Below are 19,999 nucleotides of genomic sequence, written 5' to 3' on the forward strand. Positions count from 1 at the left end.
CGGGGACTTATCTGGCTGCCACCGGGGACATCTCGGTGGCCGCCAGTGGGGCGAACTCCTGGCCGCCACCGGGGAGAACTACACGGCCGTTGACATCCTTCTGCCCAGGGTTTGTCCAGGTGGGGCTTGCAGGGGTCGAACTGGCTGGGCCGGGGTTGCCGCCGGCTGGCGAGGCCAAGGCAGGCCAGCGACGACCGCGGGACCGAGGCAAAGGCGACCGGCAGCAGGGCGCGGTCAGCCGAGGCAGGGGGCGCTGCTTGCCCGAGAGGATCACATTCGCGATCAGGTTGGCCCGGCACGAATCTCATGATGATCGCCCACAACCAGCCGTGCGCCGCCTACCGGATAGGGCCGTACACGTGATGAGGTGGCCCGTTCGCCCAGGTGGCAGGGCCCACGAGGCGCGGCGTTCCGACTCACAGGGCCCGGACAGGCGTCCACCAGGGACGCTGACGGCCGGACAGCACAGTGACGCTGGGCGGCTCCCCCGGGGCTCTCCGGCGTCGCCTGCCCAGGCATCCTGGTCAGGCGAGGTGTGCTTTCCGGCGCGACGGGAGGTGCCACCCCGGCCTCGCGGCGGCAGCGTAGCTGTGGCGCTCAGTCACAGCCGGGGGTGAAGCCGTGCCGGCGACGACGCTAAGGGAGCGGGGCAGGGGCCGCCCGGCCGAAACCGCTCCACCCCGACAATGTGCCGGACCTTGACCGGGCGCACGATCACCGCGACCCGTCGCTCTCCCGGCATGAGCCACTCGAAGCGCTCGCTACCCAGGTACTTCTGGGCCAGCCGGTCCATTCGCTCGTGCGCCTCCTCGCCCTCGATGAAGCGGGCCACTTCGCCATTGATCTGCACTCGGTCGAAGGGATCGGCATCGTCCGCGTGTGAGAGATAGACGCGGGGGTCGCGACGCAGGTTCTCCTCCTTCACTCGGCCCACCGAGGTGTTGAACGTCAGCTCTCCCTCTCCCTCCAGGTCCACCCACATCGGGCTGACCTGCGGCGCCCCGTCGGGGAACACGGTGCCGACGTACCAGATGTTCGGGGCTTGCAGTCGGGCGCGGACGGCTTCGCCGAAGGTCGCAGTCATCCCGGCAGGCTACCAATCATGACTGTCATGTATGCGCCGAGCGCAGCACCTGTGCCGCAGAACAGCACGACCACGTGTGCCGTCCAGGTGTCCTTCTCGATAGCCATCTGAATCGTCCGCCAGAACTCCCTGCCCATAGCGCCTCCTTGGCATCGTGTGGGCCACTTCGGACGATGACCAGTCGGCTCACGCCGCACTGCGCCACGGCGCCCAAAAGCGTCACACCGGCGCCGAAGAAGGTTACGAAGCCGCAGGTCAACTGAACTGCTCAAACCCGGCGCCAGCCGCGGCGAGGCTCGTCGCGTGTCAGCCTTCACGGATGCTTCGGAGTCTGGAGGCGCGATGGCAAGTGCTGGCGGGTACACGCGTAGCTCGCCGCCCGCGGCCAAATGTGATGCTCACACTGGCCAACTGTCGTGCTCACCGACCTGGTCGACGACCTGGACGCCGACGAGGAGGGTCTCACAAACGTCGCTTCCATGCTGGAGATGGAACTCGGCATCGACGAACTCTACGAGGACGTCGACGGTTGGGAGACCGTCGGCGGCGTCCTCGACAGCGTTCACGCCCAAGCAGCCTGACTGCCTCGCAGCACCGTCGTTTCGAGAACCGGAGAGCCGATGAGTCCCCGAGCCGTCAAGACCGCCGAAGACAAGCGCACCAGGCGAAGCAAGGCCGAAGAAGGAGACCGGCCCCACCGGTCACGCCGGAAGAAGGACGCTGACGCCCCCAAGCGTCCCCTGTCGGCCTAGATGTTCTACTCCGAGGCCAACCGTGAGCGAGTGAAGCGTCAGAACCCGGATGTTTCGTTTGGCCAGATCGGAAAGGTCCTCGGGAGGGAGTGGGAAGAGCTGTCCGAGCAGGCCAGGGCACCCTTCCTGAAGAAGGCCGAAAACGACAAAAAGCGCTACGAGGCCACGAAGGCCCACTACGACTTGGGGGAAGGCAACGAGTGACGTGATCCCAGCCCTGGCCCCCGGCCGGGGCCGGGCCCTCTCGAGTAGACGGCCCGCCAACTCAAGCACTCACTCGCCAAGTGGGACGCTCAGTCACAATTCGGCGGGCCGTTGCAGAAGCGCTCTGGCGACGGCCCGCCTTCTTCCCTCGCGACGAACGCGAGGCTCTGATCACCACGTCCCGGCGCGCCGCCCGCCGTCCCCTCGCCACCCGCGCGGCGCTGCCCGCGAGCTCGTCGACCACGCCCGCATCAGCCGGCGCTCGGTGCACCCGGGGCCACGGCGGCCAACGGCTGATCGATGCGCTCCCACTCCGCGGCGCGCCGTTCGTCCTTCTGCCTGGAGTGCGCCGGCTGCGCCGATGGCTTTGCTCACGAGTCGCGAACAAAACCATGCCGACTGCAAGCGGTGCCGCTGCACCAGGCCCGAGCCTGCTGTGAGGTTCTGCCTGCACACCGGGGGTGCAACGCGCCCTGCAACGCGCTCCTGCAACACAGGTGCAATGGAGCCTGTGCTGCGGGTCTGACCTGCGACAACGCCCACCGGCCCGGGATGATCGGCCGTGTGCGCCCGCGCGTTGCACCCGTAGCCGGACTCCGAGCTGGCAAACCGGTGGCTGTGGCCGCACCCGGGTTCCTGCGCTATGCACCCTTCACTACCGAATGCGGGGGACGATGCCGTGAACACCACCAACGAGCCGTGGCTCCATACCGAGCACGGGGCGAACATCGGCCACACCGAAGCGTGGACCTGGCAGAGCACCGTTCAGCTCCAGCTGCAGCGAGTCCGAAACGGCGACGGGTGGACCACCATCCTCGACGCCTACCACTTCTTGATGGCGCTGCGGATGGTGCTTCGCGGAGTGGAGATGACCCGCCAGCACTTGCCACCGAACCCGGGCGGGCACTCCTCGACGAGGGCCTGGCCGCCTTCACCGCAGCGGTCCCGGCGGGAAGGACGCCGGGGACATCATCAAGCACTTCGACGAGTACACCCAGGGCACCGGCCGGCTCCAGCACCCGCCGGGCACGAAGCCGAAGGACCGCAGGCCGGACGACAGCCTGACCGAGGGACCCGGCGGGTACTGGTTGCCGCGTCCCTCGCGAATCGCCCGACCCGTTGCCTCGGCAACCTCAGCAGGCCCATCGGCGTCAGGGAAGCCCTGGTCGAGGTCGATGGCCCCGGTCGCCACTGCCAGAGCCGACATCTCCGTAAAGATGGTTGTTCCCGGACCTCCAGGCTGCGGTTCAGCGACGGCCCGCTGCCCATGTCTCCGCCATCCCTCACACCTGATTCCGACTTGTCGGTAGCCATCCTGTCGCACGGGGAGGACAGATGTGTTCTCCGCAGTTGCCGTGTGCGGTCAGGCACCAGCGTGGAGATAGGCGGCCCAGAGGGAGGGGGTGCGGGGAAGCTGGTCGCGGGCGGCGCGCACGGCGCGATGCATGGCTCGTGCGGCCCTGCTGGTATCGAGGGTTCCGCTTTCGGTGTGCAGTGCGGTGTAGAAGGTGTCGGCGATGGTGACGGCGAGGGAGTCGTCGATCTCCCACAGAGTGCCGACAACATGGGGGAATCCCGCGAGTTGGAACGCCGAGGTGAGGTGGATTGCCTCGTCGACCAGCGCGATGGTGTCTGTGCGGGCGGTGCGGCAGGCCGAGAGATAGGCCAACTGGGCCTGGTCGAGTCTGACGGCGGCGAGGCTGGCCACGGTGAGGGGAGCACGGTCGTGGTCGTGGAGGAGCAGCAGGCTTTGAGAGGGATCGGTGGGGTGGCTGGCGCCGTGGCAGGCGAAATGAACGATCGGGCACTCGGGCAGCTGGGCGAACACGTTGCGCCTGGTGGGCACGTGGTCTTCGACGGGGCCGGGGGCATCGGCCGGTGTGTTGTCAGGTTCGGTGAGCAGGACACAGTGGGGCAGATGAGTTCGGACCATGGCAGTCTCGTCGGGGACGTGACGCAGTCGCCCCTCCACGTCGGGTGTGGTGGGCATGGCGACAATCAGCGCCCGGTCGGTCCCGGTACCCGGGTGCGGATTGTGCCGGCGTGCGTGGCGCAGCGCGCGAATGGTGGGGGTGTATGAGGAGACGACCCGGTCCATCACGCTGCGCCGCCCCGGATCCTCGGGCGGGTCGGTGTGGTGGCCGGCGGCGTGGACAGGGAGCAGGCCGAGCAGTCCTCCTGGCGCCCACCACACCCGGGGCCAGTCCTCGGCAGGCATGCCCGGTGCGGGTCGACTGGAGTGGCCGAGTGCGTGCAGAACGGGTTCAGCAGCGGAGTCCCACAGCCATTCCAGGACGCGGCTCAGTGCGGCCTCGGCGGCGCGCCGGTCCGATGAGGTCAGCGTCGGGTCCGCTGTGGCGTCCAGGGCACGCTGAAAGACACGGATCTGATGGAAGAGATCGTCGACGGTGAGGGCCGGGAGTTCCAGTGCCGTGATGCCGCCCTGAGTGAGCAGCAGGGCGTCACTGCGGTAGGGGCTGACGTTGAACAGCACCACCGGCCCGGACGCAGCCTGGGCGAGCAGCTCATCGGTGGTCGGCGGGAGGGCGAACGAGGCAAAGTTCTCCAGGGCGCGGATCTCGGCCAGCGTTGCGGCGAACTCCTCTGCCAGCCGCTGTCGGTCCGTCGCCGCACGGCTGAGCAGGTCTGCGGCGTCACCGGCCGGTGCTGTGGCGGCCGAGTCCCGGGGCTGGTCGAGCAGGTCCCGCAGTTCGGCGAAACGTGCGGCCAGCCCGGGATGGCACTCCGTGAGGTCGGTGAGATCACTGCGGGTGTCCAGCGCCTGGCTGAGCAATACGGCTCTGCCGGCTTCCAGGAGCCGCAGCGCCCGCGTCGCTCGTTCCCGCAAGGGGACGTCGGCGCCGGAGAGCGCGAGGGCGGCGGCATTCGCGGCGAGTCCGCTGAAGCCTCCGATCGTGTGCTGCCGGTCGCTCCGCTCCAGTCGGTGAGGGGTCACCTCGGGCAGCAGCCGTACCGCGGTCTCCAGCAGGTCGGCCGCGCGGGCGGGCTGAGACGATCCGATCATGCCCGCTGCCAGGCCGGCCGCGCGGATACGCTCCGAGGGATGGGCCGATTCGACCTCCATCGCCTGAACACAGGCGGACAATGCCGCGTCCAGATCGGCAGGGGCACCCATGCGCTCGAACCGGAAGTGCAGCGCATCTCCCAGGTTCGACAGAAGAGACGCCCGGTTCGGGTGGTCGGTCGCCGTGGCCCCCACCGCGGCCTCATGCGCAGCAATCGCGTCGTTGAGATCGTCCACCGTCCCAGTGCGCCCGTAACGGCTGCTCAGTGCGGCCCCCAGGTTGGACAAGAACGCCGGCCGGTTGGGATGGTCCGCGGTGTCAGCCACCGCGGCCTCCAGGAATTCGATCGCCTCGTCCAGATTTTGCAGCTCCTCGGTGTGGTTGAACCGCGTCTGCAATGAGATCCCCAGGTTGGACAGGAATCCGCCCCTGTCGTGATCATCGCGGGGTGTCGCGGCAGCGAGTGCGGCACGGCCGGCCCGGATGGCGTCGTCCAGATCCTGAAGCTCCCCGGTGCGGTTGAAGCGGCTCTGGAGTGCGGCCCCCAGGTTGGACAGACACAGCGTCCGGTCCGGATGGCCGAGAGGTGCGCTTTCCACGGCGGTATTGAGGGTGGTGATCGCGGCATCCAGATCCTCCAGCCCGCCTACGCGCTCGAACCGGATCCGCAGTGCGGCGCCCAGGTTGGACAAGTAGGCAGCACGGTCGCGATGCCCCGTACCGGTGGCCGCTGCCGCGGCAGCGAAGGCGGCGATGCAGGCATCCAGGTCCGCCTGCCTGCCGGTGCGCCAGAATCTGGTCCGCAGTGCGATTCCCAGAGAGGTCAGCTGCGTCGGCCGGTACTGGGCGTCCGCATCGGTAGCGGCCACCGTGGCCTCGAGATTGGCGATCACGGCGTCCAGATCCTGCAATTCCCCGGTGCGGGCGAACCGGGCCTCCAATGCGGCCCCCAGACCGATGTGGTGCGCCAGTCGTTCGGCGTGGTCGGCAGGGGAGGCCTTCAGCGCGGCCCGGAAGACGGAGATCGCAGTATCGGAATCCGCCGGTCGCCCGGCACTGTCGGCCCGGGATTGCAGCGCGGCGCCCAGACCGCCCAGGTACCGCACCAGATCCGGGTCGTCCGGACCGGTGACGGCCACCATGGCTTCGAGATGGGCGATCACGGCGTCTAAGTCGTCCGGATTGCCGGTGTGTTCGAACTGGGCCTGCAGCGCGGCGCCCAGGTTGGCCAGGCGCAGTGACCGCTGCGGGCCGTCGCTGTCGGTGGCGGCAACCGCGGCTTGCAGAACTGCGATCACGGCGTCCAGGTCCGCTTGCCTGCCAGTGTGCTCGAACCGGCTCCGCAGTGCGATTCCCAGGCTGGACAGGCGCCGTGCCAGTTCGGGGTGACCGGGTTCGCTTGCGGCAACGGCGGCTTCGAGGGTGACGATGAGGTCGTGCAGGTCCTCCAGCTGCCCAGTGCGTTCGAACCGGGCCTGCAGCGCGGCGCCCAGGTTGGCCAGGCGCAGCTCCCGGCTGGGGTGATCGTCGTGGGTGTTGGCCACCGCGTCTTTCAAGGCAGCGACCAGGGCGTTCAGGTCGTCCGGCGCGCCCCTGCGGTCGAAGCGAAGTCGCAGCGCGTCCGCCAGGTTCGCCAGTCGCAGTGCCCGGTCGGGATGATCGGCCGGCGTGGCGGCGACTGCTGCCCGGCTGGTCTCGATCCCTCTGTCCAGGTCCTCCGTGCTGCCAGTGCATTGCGATCTCATCCGCAGCGTGAGTCCCAGCTCCATCAGATGCCGTCCCCGGTCGGGATGATCACCGGACATCGAGGTAACCACATCCTCCAGCAGGACGATCACGGCGTCCAAGTCCGTCCGATCACCGTCCTGTTCGAACCGGGCGTCCAGAGCCAGCACCAGACTGTGCAGGTAACGGATTCGGTCGGGATGGTCAGCGGGTGCGGCATTCACGATCTGCTGCCACAACTCCACGGTGGCGGTGACCAGGTGTTCGTCCGGCGGGTTGTGCACCTGTTCGAGGAATCGCAGGCCGGTGGGGACCATCTGTTCGGCGAGAAGGGGCAGCAGAGGGTCGGGAATATCGCCGACCCCGGCGAGGAAGCACGGAGTGAACATCTTGAGCGCGGCGATGAGCTCTCGTCGGCTTCGACGCGGGGGCAGGGCTTGCGCTCGGTACCAGTGGAGCCAGCCGAGAACGTAGTAAGCGGGAAGGTCGTCGTCGTCCGTATGCAATAGCCTGGCCAGCCGCCGTGCTTCCTTGAGCACGCCCGGTCCCAGCACCGGCGAGAGGTCCTCGGCGCTGACCTGCACTAGCCGTGCCCGGACTGCGGCGAGCCGTTCTTCCCGATCTCCCACGAGCCTCCCCCCAACGTGCTCACCGATAGTAAGGCTATTCCGACATTCTGTAGAAGAGTGCGTGTTCGACGGATATGATCGTCGTGCCGTAGTACCTGGCGGAGGAACGGCCAACCACGAATCAGGCGTGCCGACATCAGGCACCTGCACACCGTGAACGCACACATCCGGGGGCCTAAGAGTGGACGAAGCGGCGAGGCGGATCGCAAACGGCCTGGCGTATGTGTGCGAACACCTGGATCAGATCCGGTCCGACCTCAACCCCCACGGCACCGACGATCCCCCGGCGCTGCAGCGGCTGCTGGAGGCCCTGGCCGCCGGACAGGACATCACCGGCCCGCTCAACGCGCTGCACACCGCCATTCAGGCCAGCGGTGACGCGCTGGGAGTCTACGGGCAGCGAACCCGGGCGCTGAGGCCATCCGGACTCGGCGACGGGCCGCTGGCGGTCTTCTACATGTGTCCGATGGGCCGTTGCTCGGGTAGGCGGTGGCCTCAGATGGGCCCGCTTCCCCTGCGATGCGCAGTCAGCGGGCAGGACCTCCGTCGAAAGTCGCTCTGACGATGGGCGCTTTCCTTGGTGAGCTGGGAAAGAGACTCGCCGAACGGTGGCTGTCCCTACTGGTGTTGCCCGGCGCCCTCTACCTCGCCGTCGCCACGGCCGCCCTCACCCTCGGTCACGCCCATGCGCTGGATGTCGGCCGACTCGTCAGCCGGATAGCCGAATGGGCCGAAGCGCCAGCCACGACCACCACCGGCGGGCAGGTGGTGCTGCTGGCCGCGGTGCTCGCCGGAGCGGCCGTCGCCGGCCTCGTCGCGCAGAGTCTCGGCTCGCTCGTCGAACAGGTCACCATGGCCGCCGACTGGCGTGCCTGGCCGACTCATCTACGTGAACTCGCCAGCCGAAGGGTCAGCCGCCGGCGGCGCGATTGGAACAGGGCGCATGCCGAGTTCCACCAACAGCTCGGCAACGTCCATGAGGCCCTTGCAGAAGAAGGTCACCCGGACTCCACCGCACTGCACGCCGCCCACCGGGACAGGACCCGCATTGCCCTGGAACTCCCGGATCGGCCCACCTGGAGCGGAGATCGCGTCCATGCTTCAAAGGTCCGCCTGGAGCGCGACTGCCACTTGGACTTGGCTACGATATGGCCGTACCTGTGGCTCCACTTGCCCGAGACGGTCCGGGCCGAGATCACCACTGGTCGTCAAGCGATCACCTGTGCTACTACGTTGGGCGGATGGACCCTGATGTACGCGCCGCTGGCAATCTGGTGGTGGCCCGCCGCTCTCGTCGCCGTCACCCTTGCCATCACCGCGTGGCAGCGCACCCATACCGCCACTGACACGTATGCGCTGCTGTTGGAGGCCGCAACTCGTCTGCACGTCGGCGACTTGGCCCGCCATTTGGGCCTCGACCACTCGGGTCCGCTGGATCCCTCAGTCGGCGATGCCCTCACCCGCCTCCTGCACAGTGAGCCTCCACCACCGCCTGCCGGCCCGTGATCGAGCTCTCTGTGCTCTCTGTTCGCTACTGCAGCCAGCAGATCATCCAGCGATGTCTCATCTCCAACTGGAACGTCGCGGCACCGCCCGTGGCTGGGACGAATCGTGTCCTTGCGTGTTGAACCTCCTGCCGACGGACTGAGTGTCGAGGGAGACAGGAACCGTGGAGGTGCTGATCGCTCACTCGAGTGGTCCGAAGTGGGCGACGCCACCCTCCCGCACCTGGCTCCCGTGGCCGACCTCGTCCTGGGAGCACCAGCGCACCACGCAGTCGGCGGCCACGTCGGCCGGGTCGCCATCCAGTCCCGGCCGGTGATCTCGCGGGCGCCGCTTTCGGTGTCTGAACGGTGCGTGCACCGCAGTGACGTTTACCGAGCAGATCGAGGGCTGACAACGCCGCGCCCGCAAAACTCCGCTGCTGCGGTCGGTGCTGCGGTCGGTGCTGCAGTCGATCGCAACCGTTGCTGCCCCGCTCGTCCGAGTGGTCTCGCGGGGTGGACAGTGGGACAGGCTCAGGATGTTGATCCCGCTTCGGTTGGCTATTTGATGTGGTCGAGGAAGCCGAGCACCCGGAGGGTGGCCTGCGTTGCCGCATGCTCGTCGTACGATGGCAAGCTGCGGTCGGTGAACAGGTGCCTGTCGCCGGAGTAGAGGAACAGCTCAGCATCCGCCGCCGTCTCGACGAGCGCGCGGGCCGCGACCACATCACCCTCCCCGGCGAAGAACGGATCTGTGTCCATGCCGTGCACCTGGACTGGGACGTCCTGGGGCCAGGCACCGCCGAACTCCGAGACCGGGAGGCACGCCTCGAGCAACAACGCGCCCTGCGTGCCCGGGCGGGTCTGGGCCAGTTTCTGCGCCGGCAGGACGCCAAGTGAGAACCCGAGGTAGACGAGCTCCGCAGACAGCTCCTCGGCAACGGCGGTTCCGCGCGCGATGACCGTGCCGAACCCGACCCTCTCGGCGTAGCCAATGCCCTCCTCGAGGCTGTCGAATACCTGCCCCTCGAACAGGTCCGGGGCATGGACGGTGTGTCCGGCCTGTCGCAGCTGCTCGGCAAACTCACGGACGCCAGCGGTCAGCCCGTGCCCGTGGTGGAAAACCAGCACCTCAGCCATGTCGCTCCCCTCGTGCTGCGGTGCCCGGGCGGCACCGCAGCACGAGTATGACCCGCCGCACTGACAACCATGGATCCCCAGCCGGGCAAAACCAGGTTGTTGATCCCGCTTCGGCGATGCGGGCTTCGAGGTCGGCGACGCGTCTGTCTTGGAAGCGGAGGTTGGAGCGGGCGGCCTTGAGCCGCTCGTCGAGGATGCGGTTTTCGGCGGTGATCTGGCGGAGCCGCTGCTTGAGGATGGTGTTCTCTGTGGTGATCCGCTGGACGGTCTCCTCGATCCGCATGGTTGCCAAGTCGCGGAACTCACCGATGAGTTCGCCGATGCCGGTGCGCTGAGTGGTGATCTCTGTATGCGCAGTCTTGAGTGCGTCCTCGGCGTTCAGTGCGCGTTCACGCCAGGTCGCCTCGCGTCCACCGAGTCACGGGAGGCGAGCCCGGGCCTGGTGGGTCGAAGATCGGCCTGAACTTGCGCAGCAGTTACTGTGAAGAAGCAAGGCATCGCACTCCCGCGGCTGGTCGTAATGATCGTGGAACCCGCGCGGGGTGATGCCTTCGAGGAGCGTAAGCAGCTGCTCGTACAACTCCGCACTCGCGTCTGGCAGGTGGAAGTGGACGTGCAGAACCGTCCGTGGATTGGTGGTCATCCGGCGCTCCCCGGGTTCACCAGACGCCTCAGAACTGTCTCGCCACCGCGTCGGGGGCAGAGCTTCGATGCCGGGCTCCTCAATGCAGAAAAATCTCACGCAGGCGTAGAGAGCCTCAGCCGAACCGCTCGCGCCGGCAGAGCGCGCAAGGCGATGTTTGCCGGGTCCCTTCCGTCCCGTACTGGTGAAATGTGCCGGCGGCTGGAATTGGACATTGAGGGGAATTCCGGGCGGCCCTAAATCACTGGGCATGCCACGAATCCGTGTGCTCTTGGCCAGATGTGGGACTCCGGAACAGCAGTGGGGAGACTGTGATGCCGATCTCGATCAACACCCTGGGCGCCGCCTTGCGCAACCAGTTCCGGGAGACGGTGCTCAGCGGTGACGCCAAGGTTCCGCGAACTCGCGGGCGTTCCTGTCCTGGCTGCAGCCGGCCTGTGTCTTCTCGCCGGAGGACTTCGAATTCGCCGAGAAGGGATCACCTGCCGGTGATCCCGCCACCGGCCACAACGCCTGTTGATGACCGGACGGAACGGCCGCAGCCGTTCCCACTCGGCATCACTGAGATCACCCCGTCCCGTGCCCAGCGCAACGACCCGGCTCAAAGGCAAGTCACATCACCGAGCCGGACGCAACGCAGGAGTGCGCTTGACTACGGGGATGAACAGAGACTCGGCAGCACGTACGTCAGCAACGGTCCAGGTCAGGCGCCTCCGCGACGGCGATTCGGTAGAGGAGCTGACTCTCTTGCTCCACCGCGCATACGCGGATCACGCCGCCGCTGGGCGGGTCTTTTTCGCCTCCTACCAATCCGCTCAGGACACACAGCACCGCCTGAGCAAAGGCGAGTGCTGGGTCGCGGTGAACGGGAACGCGATAGTCGGCATGATCACCGTGTCAGCTCCGCACTCCACGCCGCCTGGATATCCCGCCCCCGCGACAGGCGGCTCGTTCTGGCAACTGGCGGTAGAACCGTCACAACGAGGCACTGGACTCGGACAGCGACTGCTCACGCTGGCCGAGTCACGGATCGCTGCTCTTGGATCGACGCAGGTCGTCATCGATACCTCCTCGCAGGCCACAGAGCTTGTCGACTGGTACCTCCGACGCGGGTACGCGCCGATCGGAGCCTGGCGGTGGGACGTTACGAATCACGACAGCATCGTCCTCATGAAGAGCCTGCCGATGGTCTGATGCCTCATCCGCCGCACGGCCGGAAGCGGCGGGCCGGCGAACCGGTGCGCAGCCATCGGTGCTGGTCGCGCTTGACTGTCGCCCTCCCCAGCGGGGGGACCCCTCGGCCGGCTTGTCACACCGAGGCGTTACAGTGTGCGCCGCGGTTGAGACGGCTGACCACCGTACTCCTCGGGCAGGGCCCGCCGCAGCACTCTCTTGACATGCCGTCAGGGGCGTACGGGGGTCGGCCGCCCGGCTGTTGCGGCGCGTCCCCGTTCGGAAACCGGAAAACAGCCAGGAGACCTATGAGAAAGAGAGCGCGGAGAGCGAGCATTCTCGCTGCCGCCACCGCCGTTGCGGCCACAGGCGTGTTCATGGCCGCACCGAACGCCAGCGCGGGCACGTCCGAGATCGCGAACCCCGGCTTCGAGAGTGGCAACGCGTCCTGGAACGAGAAGGTGACTCCGTTCGCAGGGCACCCCATCAACAACTCCTCCGCGTGGCCGGCCCACTCGGGCACCGGCAAGGCGGAGCTGGGCGGCCAGGGCCTGACCGGCATGAGCCGCATCTCGCAGCAGGTCACGGTCCCGGCGTACCGGGTTCCGGTGCTGTCGTTCTGGGTGCGCAGCGACGTGGTCCACGCCGGGACGGGCAGCTTCGGCTTCCGCCAGCTGATCGTGGAGGCCACTGCGGAGGACGGCACGCCCCATGAGCTGCACGACCGGATGAACAAGGGCGGGACCAACGGTTCTTACGAGAAGGTGACGGTCACGCTGCCCGACGCCTTCTACAGCTCGTCTCCGCAGAAGGTGAACATCAGCTTCATGGTGATTGAGGACGCGGCGAACCGGATGCCGTTCCTGATCGACGACGTGAACATGGAGTACCGCTTCAAGGCGATCGACCGTCCGGTGGTCATTCCGGGCGGGATCTTCCGGCCCATCGGGGGCTGATCCCCCGCCGGGCAGGGCGGCGCGGTCCGCGTGCCACCACGGTGACCGCGCCGCGATGCCGCCGTCCGTCGCCCGTCGATCGGCGTTCGTGCTGCTGGCGGTCCGCTTCGGCCGCACCTACCAGGACTACCCGGGCCCGTGAGGCTGACCGGCGGCGCGTACGCCGAGGGCGAGACGCTGCCGCTCAACAAGATCCTGGCGGTGCTGACCAGCCTCGAAGAGCTCTGGCAGCACTGGCCGGAGCTGCCGACCGGCTGCTCTGGCCCCGGCGGCGGGGGAGTGGCACCCCCCGCCGCATCGGCACCCTCTGGCCCGGCTCCCGCCCTGAGGGGCTTCCTCCGGGTCTGTTGCACGATCGGGTGATCTTGACCTGCCCCACGGTTTGGGTTCCAGCTGCGGTGGCTAGTTGGCGGCGGGGATGGCGTCTTGTTCGGAGAGTAGCTCGTACTCGATCGGAGTGCGGTAGCCCAGTGCTCCGCCTGGTTCGGGGCGCCGGTTGCGGAGGGCCATGTCTAACGCGTTGACCGCCGGGCGCTGGAGCGCGACGAGCAGGCGGTGGGTCCGCCGACCGGGCATGGATCGGTGACATCACCTATCTGCCCATCGCCGGCGGTACTCGAAAATCGCGTTCGCCAACACGACCCGGGTCTTCCCCCGTTTGCGGTTCAACAGCTCAATAACAGCCGCCGCTCCGCGGTCAGCCCTCCACCCTGCGCGTACCGCTCTGCCGCGGAGCGCTGGCCGGCGGTAGGGACTGTGGCGGAGTTCGAGGTCTGGTGGGCCGATGAGCGGCAGCAGGTGCGACTCAAGCCCGTTGAGCGCCGGTTCTTGCGCGAGGACTTCGACGAGTGGCTGGCCCGGTGGCGGCCGGGCTGGCCTGAGAACGTGCCCGTGGATCAGGCGAGGGATCGGGTTCCCCGGTTAATGAGGGATCCCTCGCGTATAAGGAATCACCTAGGACTGACTCACCCGAGGACGCAGACGGCATTGGTGCTCAGTCGACCCAGGTCACCACTGTCATCCCTCGCTGGCTGGCGGTGCTGTAAAAGCTCTGCAACAGAGCGAAGTGCTCAGCCAGATACGGGCGCGGGTCTTCGGTGAACGCCGAGAATCCGCCGGCCTCGCGGTATGCGGCGAGAGTCTCAAGCAAGGGTTTGATATCCATGGCAGCGAGTGCGCGGGCCACTTCGGTCACTGCTGTGGGAGCCAGGAGAGCGGGAGGGGCATCGAAGCCGTCGTAGACCTCGGGATGGTCGAGGAAGGCGATGTTGCCGTCGGGGTCCCCTTTGATGCTGCGCTCAAGGACGCGGAGGTGCTGCTCATCGGGCTGCATGCGCCGGTAGAACGCGAGCAGTTCCCAGATCGCCCAGTCGAGATCCACGGTGTCGTCGAGGGGCGGGTCCCAGTGAGGATTTCCGTCCGGCGAGCCCGCAGCGGCTTCACGACACTGTTCAAGGTACTGAGGGGTCACTCGTGCGAGCTGCTGTGTCAACGCCATGCGACGGAGTATCACGGGCGAGGGCCAAAGCCGGGCAGCGATTTTCGCCCCCATCGGCCAGCACACCAGGCCAGACGGTGGCGGCGTTGCCCTCGAGCGCAAAAGGTGAGCGCTTGAGCGAGCAACTGGTGCCGCTACTGGCGGCGACCTCGCAGCGATGGAGAACGATCGCGTCTGCAGGTGAACCCGTACCTGGCTCTGCATATGAGCCAGTACGACGACACAGGTCGAGGGCGTGACGGCCGGCCTGCGTGCCTCGGGACCATCCCCGCGGATGCGGGGGAGTAGCGCTGCGCCGACGCCGACAACGGCCGGGGCACCCGGACCGTCCCTGCGAGTACAAGGAGCATTTTGCAGCTGAACTCTGCCATGCAACACGGTAGGGATCATCCCTTGCGGGTGCGGGGAGTAGCTGTGCTTCGGCGTCCGGGGCGACGATGCTGGGGGACCATCCCCGCGGGTGCGGGGGTGTCTCTATGTCCTTGGTCAAGTGGGTGGGCAGCTTCGGTCCAGGGTCGAACTTCGACGTGGGGCATGAGACTGTCTGGTCGTGTCGGAGATGATGAGTGAGTTGGAGGCAGCCTTGGCTGGCGCCTCGTCTCCTTCGTGGTCGCAACGTGTTCGTGCCGGGCATGACCTTGCTTCCTTCGCCGATGTTCCTGAGGCTGCGGAAGCGTTGGTGGGGCTGTTGCTGGACGTCGAGGACACGGCGGTGACACGGCAGACGGCAGAGGCGCTGGCCCGGGTGGGGACGGTGGCAGCCGTAAGGCTCATCGCTCTCGCGGTTGCCGACGCTGACGACCACCAGGCTGACTGGATCCAGACCGGCGTGCATGACGCGCTCGTGAGAACGGACGGTTTGCCGGACGTCGCAACGGCCTGTGGGCAGCTTGCCCGGGACCCGGAAGCAGCTGTCCGTCGGGGTGCCGCGGAGATCTCGGCGTGGGAAGACGACACAAGATGCTGATGTGAGTCGAACTGCCTGTGGGCTGGGTCATGCAGCCATCGCGTGAGGGACGCGGAGTTCGTAGAAGGTGTCGTCGCGGAGCATTGCGAAGGGCGGCGGTGGGGAAGTTGGTGCCGTCGCCGACGGTGACCAGCAGGACGGCGGCGGTCCTGACCGCGACCCCCGGAATCGAGGTCAGGACCGCGGAAAGAGGGCGTGCCTCCAGCAGGGTGCTGATCTGGGCTTCCACCGCTCGTCGTTGTTCGTGGACGGCCCCGAGCTGGCGGGCCAGGGACGGGATCACGATGTCGAGGGTGCCTGTGCCGGGAACGACGACGGTCTGCTCGTCGAGCGCGTCGAATACCTCGTCGATCAGCCGGACAGCTATGCGTAGGGCCTTGGGGCGGATCACCTCGATGAGTTTGCGGCGGCCGGCTTTCCGCAGGGCCTTGGGGGATCCGTAGCGTTCCAGTAGCCAGGTTACTGCCGGGTGATCGAGCCGGGGCCCGAGAGCCCGTTCGAGGCTGGGGTGGAACTGGGTGAGCAGGCCGCGTATCAGGTTGGAGATGCGGGTCCTCGGCTGCGAGGTCTTGGTCCCGCGCAGCTGGGTGAGAAATGGTGCCGCGAGATCACGTATGTGCAGTTGGCGGCTCCTGGCTGTATCTCGCCTGCGTCCTCGACATCTGCTCGCGCCGGGTACTCGGCTACTCGTTGGCCTCACACATGCGGGCCGAACTGGTCATCGACGCGATGGAGATGGCGGTGGCGACCCGAGATGGCCGCGTGGACGGGGTGATCTTCCATGCGGACAGGGGCTCGCAATACACGTCGGCCGCGTTCGCGCAGGTCTGCGACGGTTTCGGGATCCGCAGAAGCATGGGCCGGGTCGGTTCGAGCTATGACAACGCCCTCGCCGCGTCGTTCTGGCAGGGGCTCAAGAGGGAGACGATGCACCAGAGGCTGTTCTCCACCATGCGTCAGGCGAGGCTGGAGATCTTCCAGTGGCTCACCTACTACAACGCCCCCGGGCACCACAGTGCCCTCAACTACCTCTCACCAGCCGAGTTCGAACAGCAGCACCTACGAGCAGCTCACAATCGCAGCATGAGCCCCTGTGTCCACACTCCGGGGGACGCCTCAGCGCCAGCGCGACACCGGTCAGGAAGGCCGGGCCGCGAGCTGGGCCGCAAGCTGGGCGGCGGGCCGAGGACACGCGCATATGCGTCTTCCGAGCAAGCGAAACCGAAACCGAAACGGTTATCACTTGGATTCTCATGCCAACGGTTCGCGTCTTCCACCGGAGCGCGCTGTCAGCCGATGGAAGGGGCCCGGTCGATGTACGGGACGGGCGGCTCCGGAATGCTTCGTATCGTTGCGACGTCAAGTGCCAGGGCTGCCGAGGTGGTGCCCAGATCGCCGCCCGGGTGCCACGTACCGGTCACCTTCACCCAGGTGTCGGCGGGTGGTGCTTCCGCTCCGTGCATCGTTACGGTCAACGACTGGGAGTCGGCCGCACAGCAGGCGACCAGAAGCCGGGTCAGATCCCAGGTCCCGTCCTTGCCCGGCGTGACAAACCCCTGCATGAGTACGGTGCGGCCCCTGAGGCTCTGCTCGTCGTCTTGTTGCGCCCGCGCGATGAACTCGGTCAGCGACAGTGGGGCGGGGCCGTGGGTGGGGAGTGGCTCGAAGCGCTCGTAGTCCTCGACGATCTTCGGGTTGTCACGTACCGCGGTGTAGGAGCCCAGGGCCGGCGGGGCGAACAGGAGCAGTGCGAGCGCGGGCGGCAGCAGAAGCCAGGCGATGCGAGGGCCACGGGTGTGGTCGTGCCCGTGCTCCGTGAGCATGGCGGCGTCGCCGGGGGACCCTTCGGACCCCTGGCGGCCTCCGAAGGGCATCCCGTCGCGGCGAGCGCCGATCAGTCCCATTGCGCACAGGACGATCCCGGACGCGACAAGGAACGGCTGGAGCCCTTCCTTCACGTAGCGCAGGCTGATGTCGCTGAACAGCGACACGCGCAGCACCCCGGCTCCGGTCACCAGGAGCAGCAGTGCCTGGAAGGTGCATCTCACAGAAGCCACCACCCGACGAGAACACTGCAGGTGACGGCGACCACGGCGGTGGCCGCCGAGAACCGGAGGGCGAAGGACCGGCCGAACGTTCCCGTCTGCAGGGCGATCAGTTTCACGTCGACCATGGGACCGACCACCATGAAGGCCAGTCGGGCCGTGGGCGAGAAGCCGGTCAGCGAGGCGGCGACGAAGGCGTCGGCCTCCGAGCAGACGGCGAGGACGACGGCGAGCCCGGCGAGGAACAGCACAGACACCCAGGGCGATCCCGAGAACGTCTCCAGCACCGATCGCGGCACGGCGACATTGAAGGTCGCCGCAGCCATCGCGCCGAGTACGAGGAATCCGCCGGCGTGCAGGAAGTCGTGCTGGAAGCCCAGCCGGAACTCCTCCCATCGGCTGTGTCCGTGCTGGTGGCCGGTATGCCGGGCCGGCATCCGCAGCCACTCCGGACGCCCGAGCCTCAGCCACAGCCAGCCCATCGCAGCGGAGACGGCAAGTGAGGCGATGAGCCGGGCGGCAACCATCTGCGGACTACCCGGGAAGGCAACGGCCGTAGCGGTCAGCACGATCGGGTTGACGGCCGGCGCCGACAGCAGGAACGCGAAAGCGGCAGCCGGTGTGACGCCCCGCCGGATCAGACTCCCTGCCACAGGTACGGAGGCGCACTCGCAGCCCGGCAGCACGATCCCGGCCGCGCTCGCGACCGGCACCGCGAGTGCGGGGTTGCGCGGGAGCGCCTTGCTGAACGCATGCGCCGGTACGAAGGCGCTGACCGCTCCGGAGATCAGCGTGCCCAGGATGAGGAACGGAAGGGCCTGAACGGTGATGGCCACGCAGATCGTCTGCCACGCTCGGAAGCCGGGGTGACTCAGCCAGTCCGCTGCTCCTGCGGTCCAGGCCAGCCCGACGAGCGCCAGTACCGACACGGCCCCGGCGACGAGGACCGACGCCGGGGCAGGGCGATCCGGACTTTTGCCCGTCGCAGGCCGCCCGGATGTGTCGACCCGCAGGTCTTTCAGCAACCCGTCCGGTTCGTTCACGTCGGCTCCGGTTGTCTGGGAGAGGCATCACGATAGCCGCGAGATCCGCTGCTCCCGGAGATTGGCCGATCCCCGCCATCGTCGGACACACGGTCGAACCGGCATGGCAGCCTCTACTACCCCCGTACCGGGTTGGGCAGTGCCGTGGCTGCGACCACTGCCCAACCCGGAGGCTTCACATCTGCGGTACGAGCTCGGCGTGCTCGTGCTCGTGCTCGTGCTCGTGGCCGCGGCCGTGCTCGTGCCCCTGCTCGGACACGTGCTCGTGCTCGCATGCGTCGTCGATGCCGTAGGTGTCCCACGCGGGAAACGGATCGACGGCCGGGAGGTTCTCGCCTTCCTTCATGAGGCAGTCGGCCAGGGCGGCCTGAAGTGCCTCGGTGCGCAGGCCGGTGCCGATGAAGACCAGTTCCTGGCCCTGGGCGCCGCTGTCCGCGTCCCGGGCGCCCGAGGGTTCGAAGCGGGCTACGGAGCCGGCCTGCGACCAGAGTCCGGTCACATGGGGGCGGCTCGCCAGCCAGAAGAAGCCCTTGGAGCGCAGGATCTGCCCGAAGGTCCCGCTGTCGAGTTCCTCGGTGACGAACGTCCACAGGCGGCCCGGGTGGAACGGCACCTCGGAGCGGAAGACCGTGCTGGAGATGCCGTACTCCTCGGTCTCCGGGACATGATCGCCGTTGAGTTCCATGACCCAGCCCGGGGCCTGTTGCGCACGCTCCAGGTCGAAGAGGCCGGTGCCGAGAACGTCGCCGAGGTCCACGCGTCCGCGGGTGGCGGCCACGATCCTGGCCGCCGGGTTGAGACGTGTCAGGGCTGCCCGGAGCCGGTCGGCGGTCCGCGCATCGACGAGGTCGAGCTTGTTGAGCACGATGACATCGGCGAACTCGATCTGGTCCATCAGCAGATCGCTGACGGTGCGTTCGTCGTCCTCGTACTGGTCGAGTCCCCGCTCGACGAGCCCGTCCCCGCCTGCCAGTTCCGGCAGGAAGTTGGCGCCGTCGACGACCGTGACCATGGTGTCGAGGCGCGCCAGGTCACCGAGGGTGGCGCCGTCGTCGCGGGGGAAGGCGAAGGTCGCTGCGACGGGCATCGGTTCGGAGATGCCGCTGGACTCGATGAGCAGGTAGTCGAAGCGGTCCTCGCGGGCGAGGCGGTCGACCTCCTCGAGCAGGTCGTCGCGCAGGGTGCAGCAGATGCACCCGTTGGTCATCTCGACCAGGCGTTCCTCGGTCCGCGACAGGGCCGCATCGCCGCCGCGCACCAGTGCGGCGTCGATGTTGATCTCGCTCATGTCATTGACGATGACCGCGACGCGCAGGCCCTCGCGGTTGCTGAGAACATGGTTGAGCAGCGTGGTCTTGCCCGCTCCGAGGAAGCCGGACAGGACGGTGACGGGCAGTCGTTCGGCCATGCCCGTCAGCCTTCGGGGCGCAGCAGACCGCGCTCGTACGCCTTGGTCAGCCGCTGCGGCACCAGATAGGCGACGCCGTCGACCGTGATCGGCACGAGCTGCGGCGTGATCGCCTTCCATTGAGCGCGGCGGTGACGGGTGTTGCTGCGGGACATCTTCCGCTTGGGTACAGCCATGGTGTTCGGGTCCTCTCTGGGCGGCGCGACGCAAACGCTACATGGA

Annotated in this window: 19 protein-coding genes and 3 pseudogenes; 9 read left to right on the top strand and 13 right to left on the bottom strand. The window is 67.6% G+C overall.

All coding sequences use genetic code 11. The annotated features are described in order from the left end of the window. Nucleotides 1–601: 601 nt before the first annotated feature. Nucleotides 602–1,084 carry a PPOX class F420-dependent oxidoreductase gene (locus tag AC0699_RS33810; RefSeq protein WP_478667982.1) on the bottom strand — a complete coding sequence of 161 codons (483 nt, stop codon included), beginning with the start codon at nt 1,082–1,084 and terminating at the stop codon, nt 602–604. Further along, on the bottom strand, nt 1,081–1,221 hold the full coding sequence (locus AC0699_RS33815; protein ID WP_478667985.1) for a hypothetical protein: 141 nt from the start codon (nt 1,219–1,221) through the stop codon (nt 1,081–1,083). Before AC0699_RS33815 ends, AC0699_RS33810 begins: the two co-directional genes overlap by 4 nt. Before the next feature lie 279 nt (nt 1,222–1,500). On the opposite strand from AC0699_RS33815, the gene AC0699_RS33820 reads away from it, so the two are divergent. Further along, on the top strand, nt 1,501–1,665 hold the full coding sequence (locus tag AC0699_RS33820; RefSeq protein ID WP_478667988.1) for a hypothetical protein: 165 nt from the start codon (nt 1,501–1,503) through the stop codon (nt 1,663–1,665). A gap of 171 nt (nt 1,666–1,836) precedes the next feature. Then, nucleotides 1,837–2,040, top strand: a complete 204-nt coding sequence (locus AC0699_RS33825) for an HMG-box domain-containing protein (RefSeq protein ID WP_478667991.1) — start codon at nt 1,837–1,839, stop codon at nt 2,038–2,040. A gap of 1,063 nt (nt 2,041–3,103) precedes the next feature. On the opposite strand, the pseudogene AC0699_RS33830 reads toward AC0699_RS33825, so the two are convergent. Together AC0699_RS33830 and AC0699_RS33835 are read right to left on the bottom strand one after the other, a co-directional pair. Continuing rightward, a pseudogene (locus tag AC0699_RS33830) lies at nt 3,104–3,309 on the bottom strand (aminotransferase); the annotation flags it as partial. Nucleotides 3,310–3,403: 94 nt separating this feature from the next. Continuing rightward, nucleotides 3,404–7,420 carry a CHAT domain-containing protein gene (locus AC0699_RS33835; protein WP_478667993.1) on the bottom strand — a complete coding sequence of 1,339 codons (4,017 nt, stop codon included), beginning with the start codon at nt 7,418–7,420 and terminating at the stop codon, nt 3,404–3,406. Between the two features lie 181 nt (nt 7,421–7,601). Here AC0699_RS33835 and AC0699_RS33840 point away from each other — a divergent pair, with 181 nt between their 5' ends. Both AC0699_RS33840 and AC0699_RS33845 read left to right on the top strand, forming a co-directional pair. Then, complete coding sequence (locus AC0699_RS33840; protein ID WP_478667997.1) at nt 7,602–7,982, top strand: hypothetical protein; 381 nt, start codon at nt 7,602–7,604, stop codon at nt 7,980–7,982. A gap of 2 nt (nt 7,983–7,984) precedes the next feature. Further along, on the top strand, nt 7,985–8,926 hold the full coding sequence (locus AC0699_RS33845) for a hypothetical protein (protein WP_478668000.1): 942 nt from the start codon (nt 7,985–7,987) through the stop codon (nt 8,924–8,926). A 539-nt stretch (nt 8,927–9,465) separates the two neighbouring features. On the opposite strand, the gene AC0699_RS33850 is transcribed toward AC0699_RS33845, so the two are convergent. Together AC0699_RS33850 and AC0699_RS33855 are read right to left on the bottom strand one after the other, a co-directional pair. Further along, entirely contained in the window at nt 9,466–10,044 is a 579-nt protein-coding gene (locus tag AC0699_RS33850; protein ID WP_478668003.1) for a dienelactone hydrolase family protein, read from the bottom strand. After that, nucleotides 10,037–10,327 carry a hypothetical protein gene (locus AC0699_RS33855; protein WP_478668007.1) on the bottom strand — a complete coding sequence of 97 codons (291 nt, stop codon included), beginning with the start codon at nt 10,325–10,327 and terminating at the stop codon, nt 10,037–10,039. Before AC0699_RS33855 ends, AC0699_RS33850 begins: the two co-directional genes overlap by 8 nt. Nucleotides 10,328–11,347: 1,020 nt before the next feature. On the opposite strand from AC0699_RS33855, the gene AC0699_RS33860 reads away from it, so the two are divergent. The 3 genes from AC0699_RS33860 (at nt 11,348) to AC0699_RS33870 (ending at nt 13,179) form a co-directional block, all read left to right on the top strand. Continuing rightward, a complete protein-coding gene (locus AC0699_RS33860) occupies nt 11,348–11,881 on the top strand; it encodes a GNAT family N-acetyltransferase (RefSeq protein ID WP_478668010.1) in 534 nt (177 codons plus the stop codon). Nucleotides 11,882–12,237: 356 nt separating this feature from the next. Then, nucleotides 12,238–12,816 carry a hypothetical protein gene (locus tag AC0699_RS33865; RefSeq protein WP_478668013.1) on the top strand — a complete coding sequence of 193 codons (579 nt, stop codon included), beginning with the start codon at nt 12,238–12,240 and terminating at the stop codon, nt 12,814–12,816. Nucleotides 12,817–12,954: 138 nt separating this feature from the next. Next, on the top strand, nt 12,955–13,179 hold the full coding sequence (locus AC0699_RS33870; RefSeq protein ID WP_478668016.1) for a hypothetical protein: 225 nt from the start codon (nt 12,955–12,957) through the stop codon (nt 13,177–13,179). Nucleotides 13,180–13,218: 39 nt separating this feature from the next. Here the strand turns inward: AC0699_RS33870 and AC0699_RS33875 are convergent, their stop codons facing one another. Continuing rightward, complete coding sequence (locus tag AC0699_RS33875; RefSeq protein WP_478668019.1) at nt 13,219–13,392, bottom strand: hypothetical protein; 174 nt, start codon at nt 13,390–13,392, stop codon at nt 13,219–13,221. Nucleotides 13,393–13,810: 418 nt separating this feature from the next. Then, on the bottom strand, nt 13,811–14,314 hold the full coding sequence (locus AC0699_RS33880; protein WP_478668023.1) for a DUF1877 family protein: 504 nt from the start codon (nt 14,312–14,314) through the stop codon (nt 13,811–13,813). A gap of 559 nt (nt 14,315–14,873) precedes the next feature. Between AC0699_RS33880 and AC0699_RS33885 the strand changes: the two genes are divergently transcribed. Continuing rightward, the gene (locus AC0699_RS33885; RefSeq protein ID WP_478668132.1) at nt 14,874–15,281 is read left to right on the top strand and encodes a HEAT repeat domain-containing protein; all 408 of its coding nucleotides are present in this window, start codon (nt 14,874–14,876) and stop codon (nt 15,279–15,281) included. A gap of 91 nt (nt 15,282–15,372) precedes the next feature. Here the strand turns inward: AC0699_RS33885 and AC0699_RS33890 are convergent. Beyond that, nucleotides 15,373–15,856, bottom strand: a pseudogene (locus tag AC0699_RS33890) (transposase); the annotation flags it as partial. Here AC0699_RS33890 and AC0699_RS33895 point away from each other — a divergent pair. After that, nucleotides 15,841–16,337 (top strand): annotated as a pseudogene (locus AC0699_RS33895) (IS3 family transposase); the annotation flags it as partial. The pseudogenes AC0699_RS33890 and AC0699_RS33895 sit on opposite strands and share 16 nt — an antisense overlap. Nucleotides 16,338–16,570: 233 nt before the next feature. Here AC0699_RS33895 and AC0699_RS33900 read toward each other — a convergent pair. The 4 genes from AC0699_RS33900 to rpmF form a co-directional block, all read right to left on the bottom strand. Beyond that, entirely contained in the window at nt 16,571–17,338 is a 768-nt protein-coding gene (locus AC0699_RS33900; RefSeq protein WP_478668026.1) for a TIGR03943 family putative permease subunit, read from the bottom strand. Continuing rightward, nucleotides 17,326–18,369: a permease gene (locus AC0699_RS33905; protein WP_478668030.1), complete on the bottom strand. Its 1,044-nt coding sequence runs from the start codon at nt 18,367–18,369 to the stop codon at nt 17,326–17,328. Before AC0699_RS33905 ends, AC0699_RS33900 begins: the two co-directional genes overlap by 13 nt. 175 nt (nt 18,370–18,544) lie before the next feature. Further along, complete coding sequence (locus AC0699_RS33910) at nt 18,545–19,777, bottom strand: GTP-binding protein (RefSeq protein WP_478668032.1); 1,233 nt, start codon at nt 19,775–19,777, stop codon at nt 18,545–18,547. Nucleotides 19,778–19,782: 5 nt separating this feature from the next. Next, nucleotides 19,783–19,953, bottom strand: coding sequence for a 50S ribosomal protein L32 (rpmF, locus tag AC0699_RS33915; protein WP_478668035.1), 171 nt, complete (start codon nt 19,951–19,953; stop codon nt 19,783–19,785). Between the last annotated feature and the right edge of the window lie 46 nt (nt 19,954–19,999).

Source organism: Streptomyces sp. NPDC043870 (assembly GCF_056435785.1).

Bases quoted from the DNA above. Each gene is read 5' to 3' on its own strand.
- AC0699_RS33880 (WP_478668023.1), bottom strand. From the start codon at position 14,314: ATGGCGTTGACACAGCAGCTCGCACGAGTGACCCCTCAGTACCTTGAA.
- AC0699_RS33860 (WP_478668010.1), top strand. From the start codon at position 11,348: ATGAACAGAGACTCGGCAGCACGTACGTCAGCAACGGTCCAGGTCAGG.
- AC0699_RS33910 (WP_478668032.1), bottom strand. From the start codon at position 19,777: ATGGCCGAACGACTGCCCGTCACCGTCCTGTCCGGCTTCCTCGGAGCG.
- AC0699_RS33865 (WP_478668013.1), top strand. From the start codon at position 12,238: ATGGCCGCACCGAACGCCAGCGCGGGCACGTCCGAGATCGCGAACCCC.
- AC0699_RS33815 (WP_478667985.1), bottom strand. From the start codon at position 1,221: ATGGGCAGGGAGTTCTGGCGGACGATTCAGATGGCTATCGAGAAGGAC.
- AC0699_RS33875 (WP_478668019.1), bottom strand. From the start codon at position 13,392: ATGCCCGGTCGGCGGACCCACCGCCTGCTCGTCGCGCTCCAGCGCCCG.
- AC0699_RS33885 (WP_478668132.1), top strand. From the start codon at position 14,874: ATGATGAGTGAGTTGGAGGCAGCCTTGGCTGGCGCCTCGTCTCCTTCG.
- rpmF (WP_478668035.1), bottom strand. From the start codon at position 19,953: ATGGCTGTACCCAAGCGGAAGATGTCCCGCAGCAACACCCGTCACCGC.
- AC0699_RS33825 (WP_478667991.1), top strand. From the start codon at position 1,837: ATGTTCTACTCCGAGGCCAACCGTGAGCGAGTGAAGCGTCAGAACCCG.
- AC0699_RS33845 (WP_478668000.1), top strand. From the start codon at position 7,985: ATGGGCGCTTTCCTTGGTGAGCTGGGAAAGAGACTCGCCGAACGGTGG.
- AC0699_RS33855 (WP_478668007.1), bottom strand. From the start codon at position 10,327: ATGCGGATCGAGGAGACCGTCCAGCGGATCACCACAGAGAACACCATC.
- AC0699_RS33810 (WP_478667982.1), bottom strand. From the start codon at position 1,084: ATGACTGCGACCTTCGGCGAAGCCGTCCGCGCCCGACTGCAAGCCCCG.
- AC0699_RS33850 (WP_478668003.1), bottom strand. From the start codon at position 10,044: ATGGCTGAGGTGCTGGTTTTCCACCACGGGCACGGGCTGACCGCTGGC.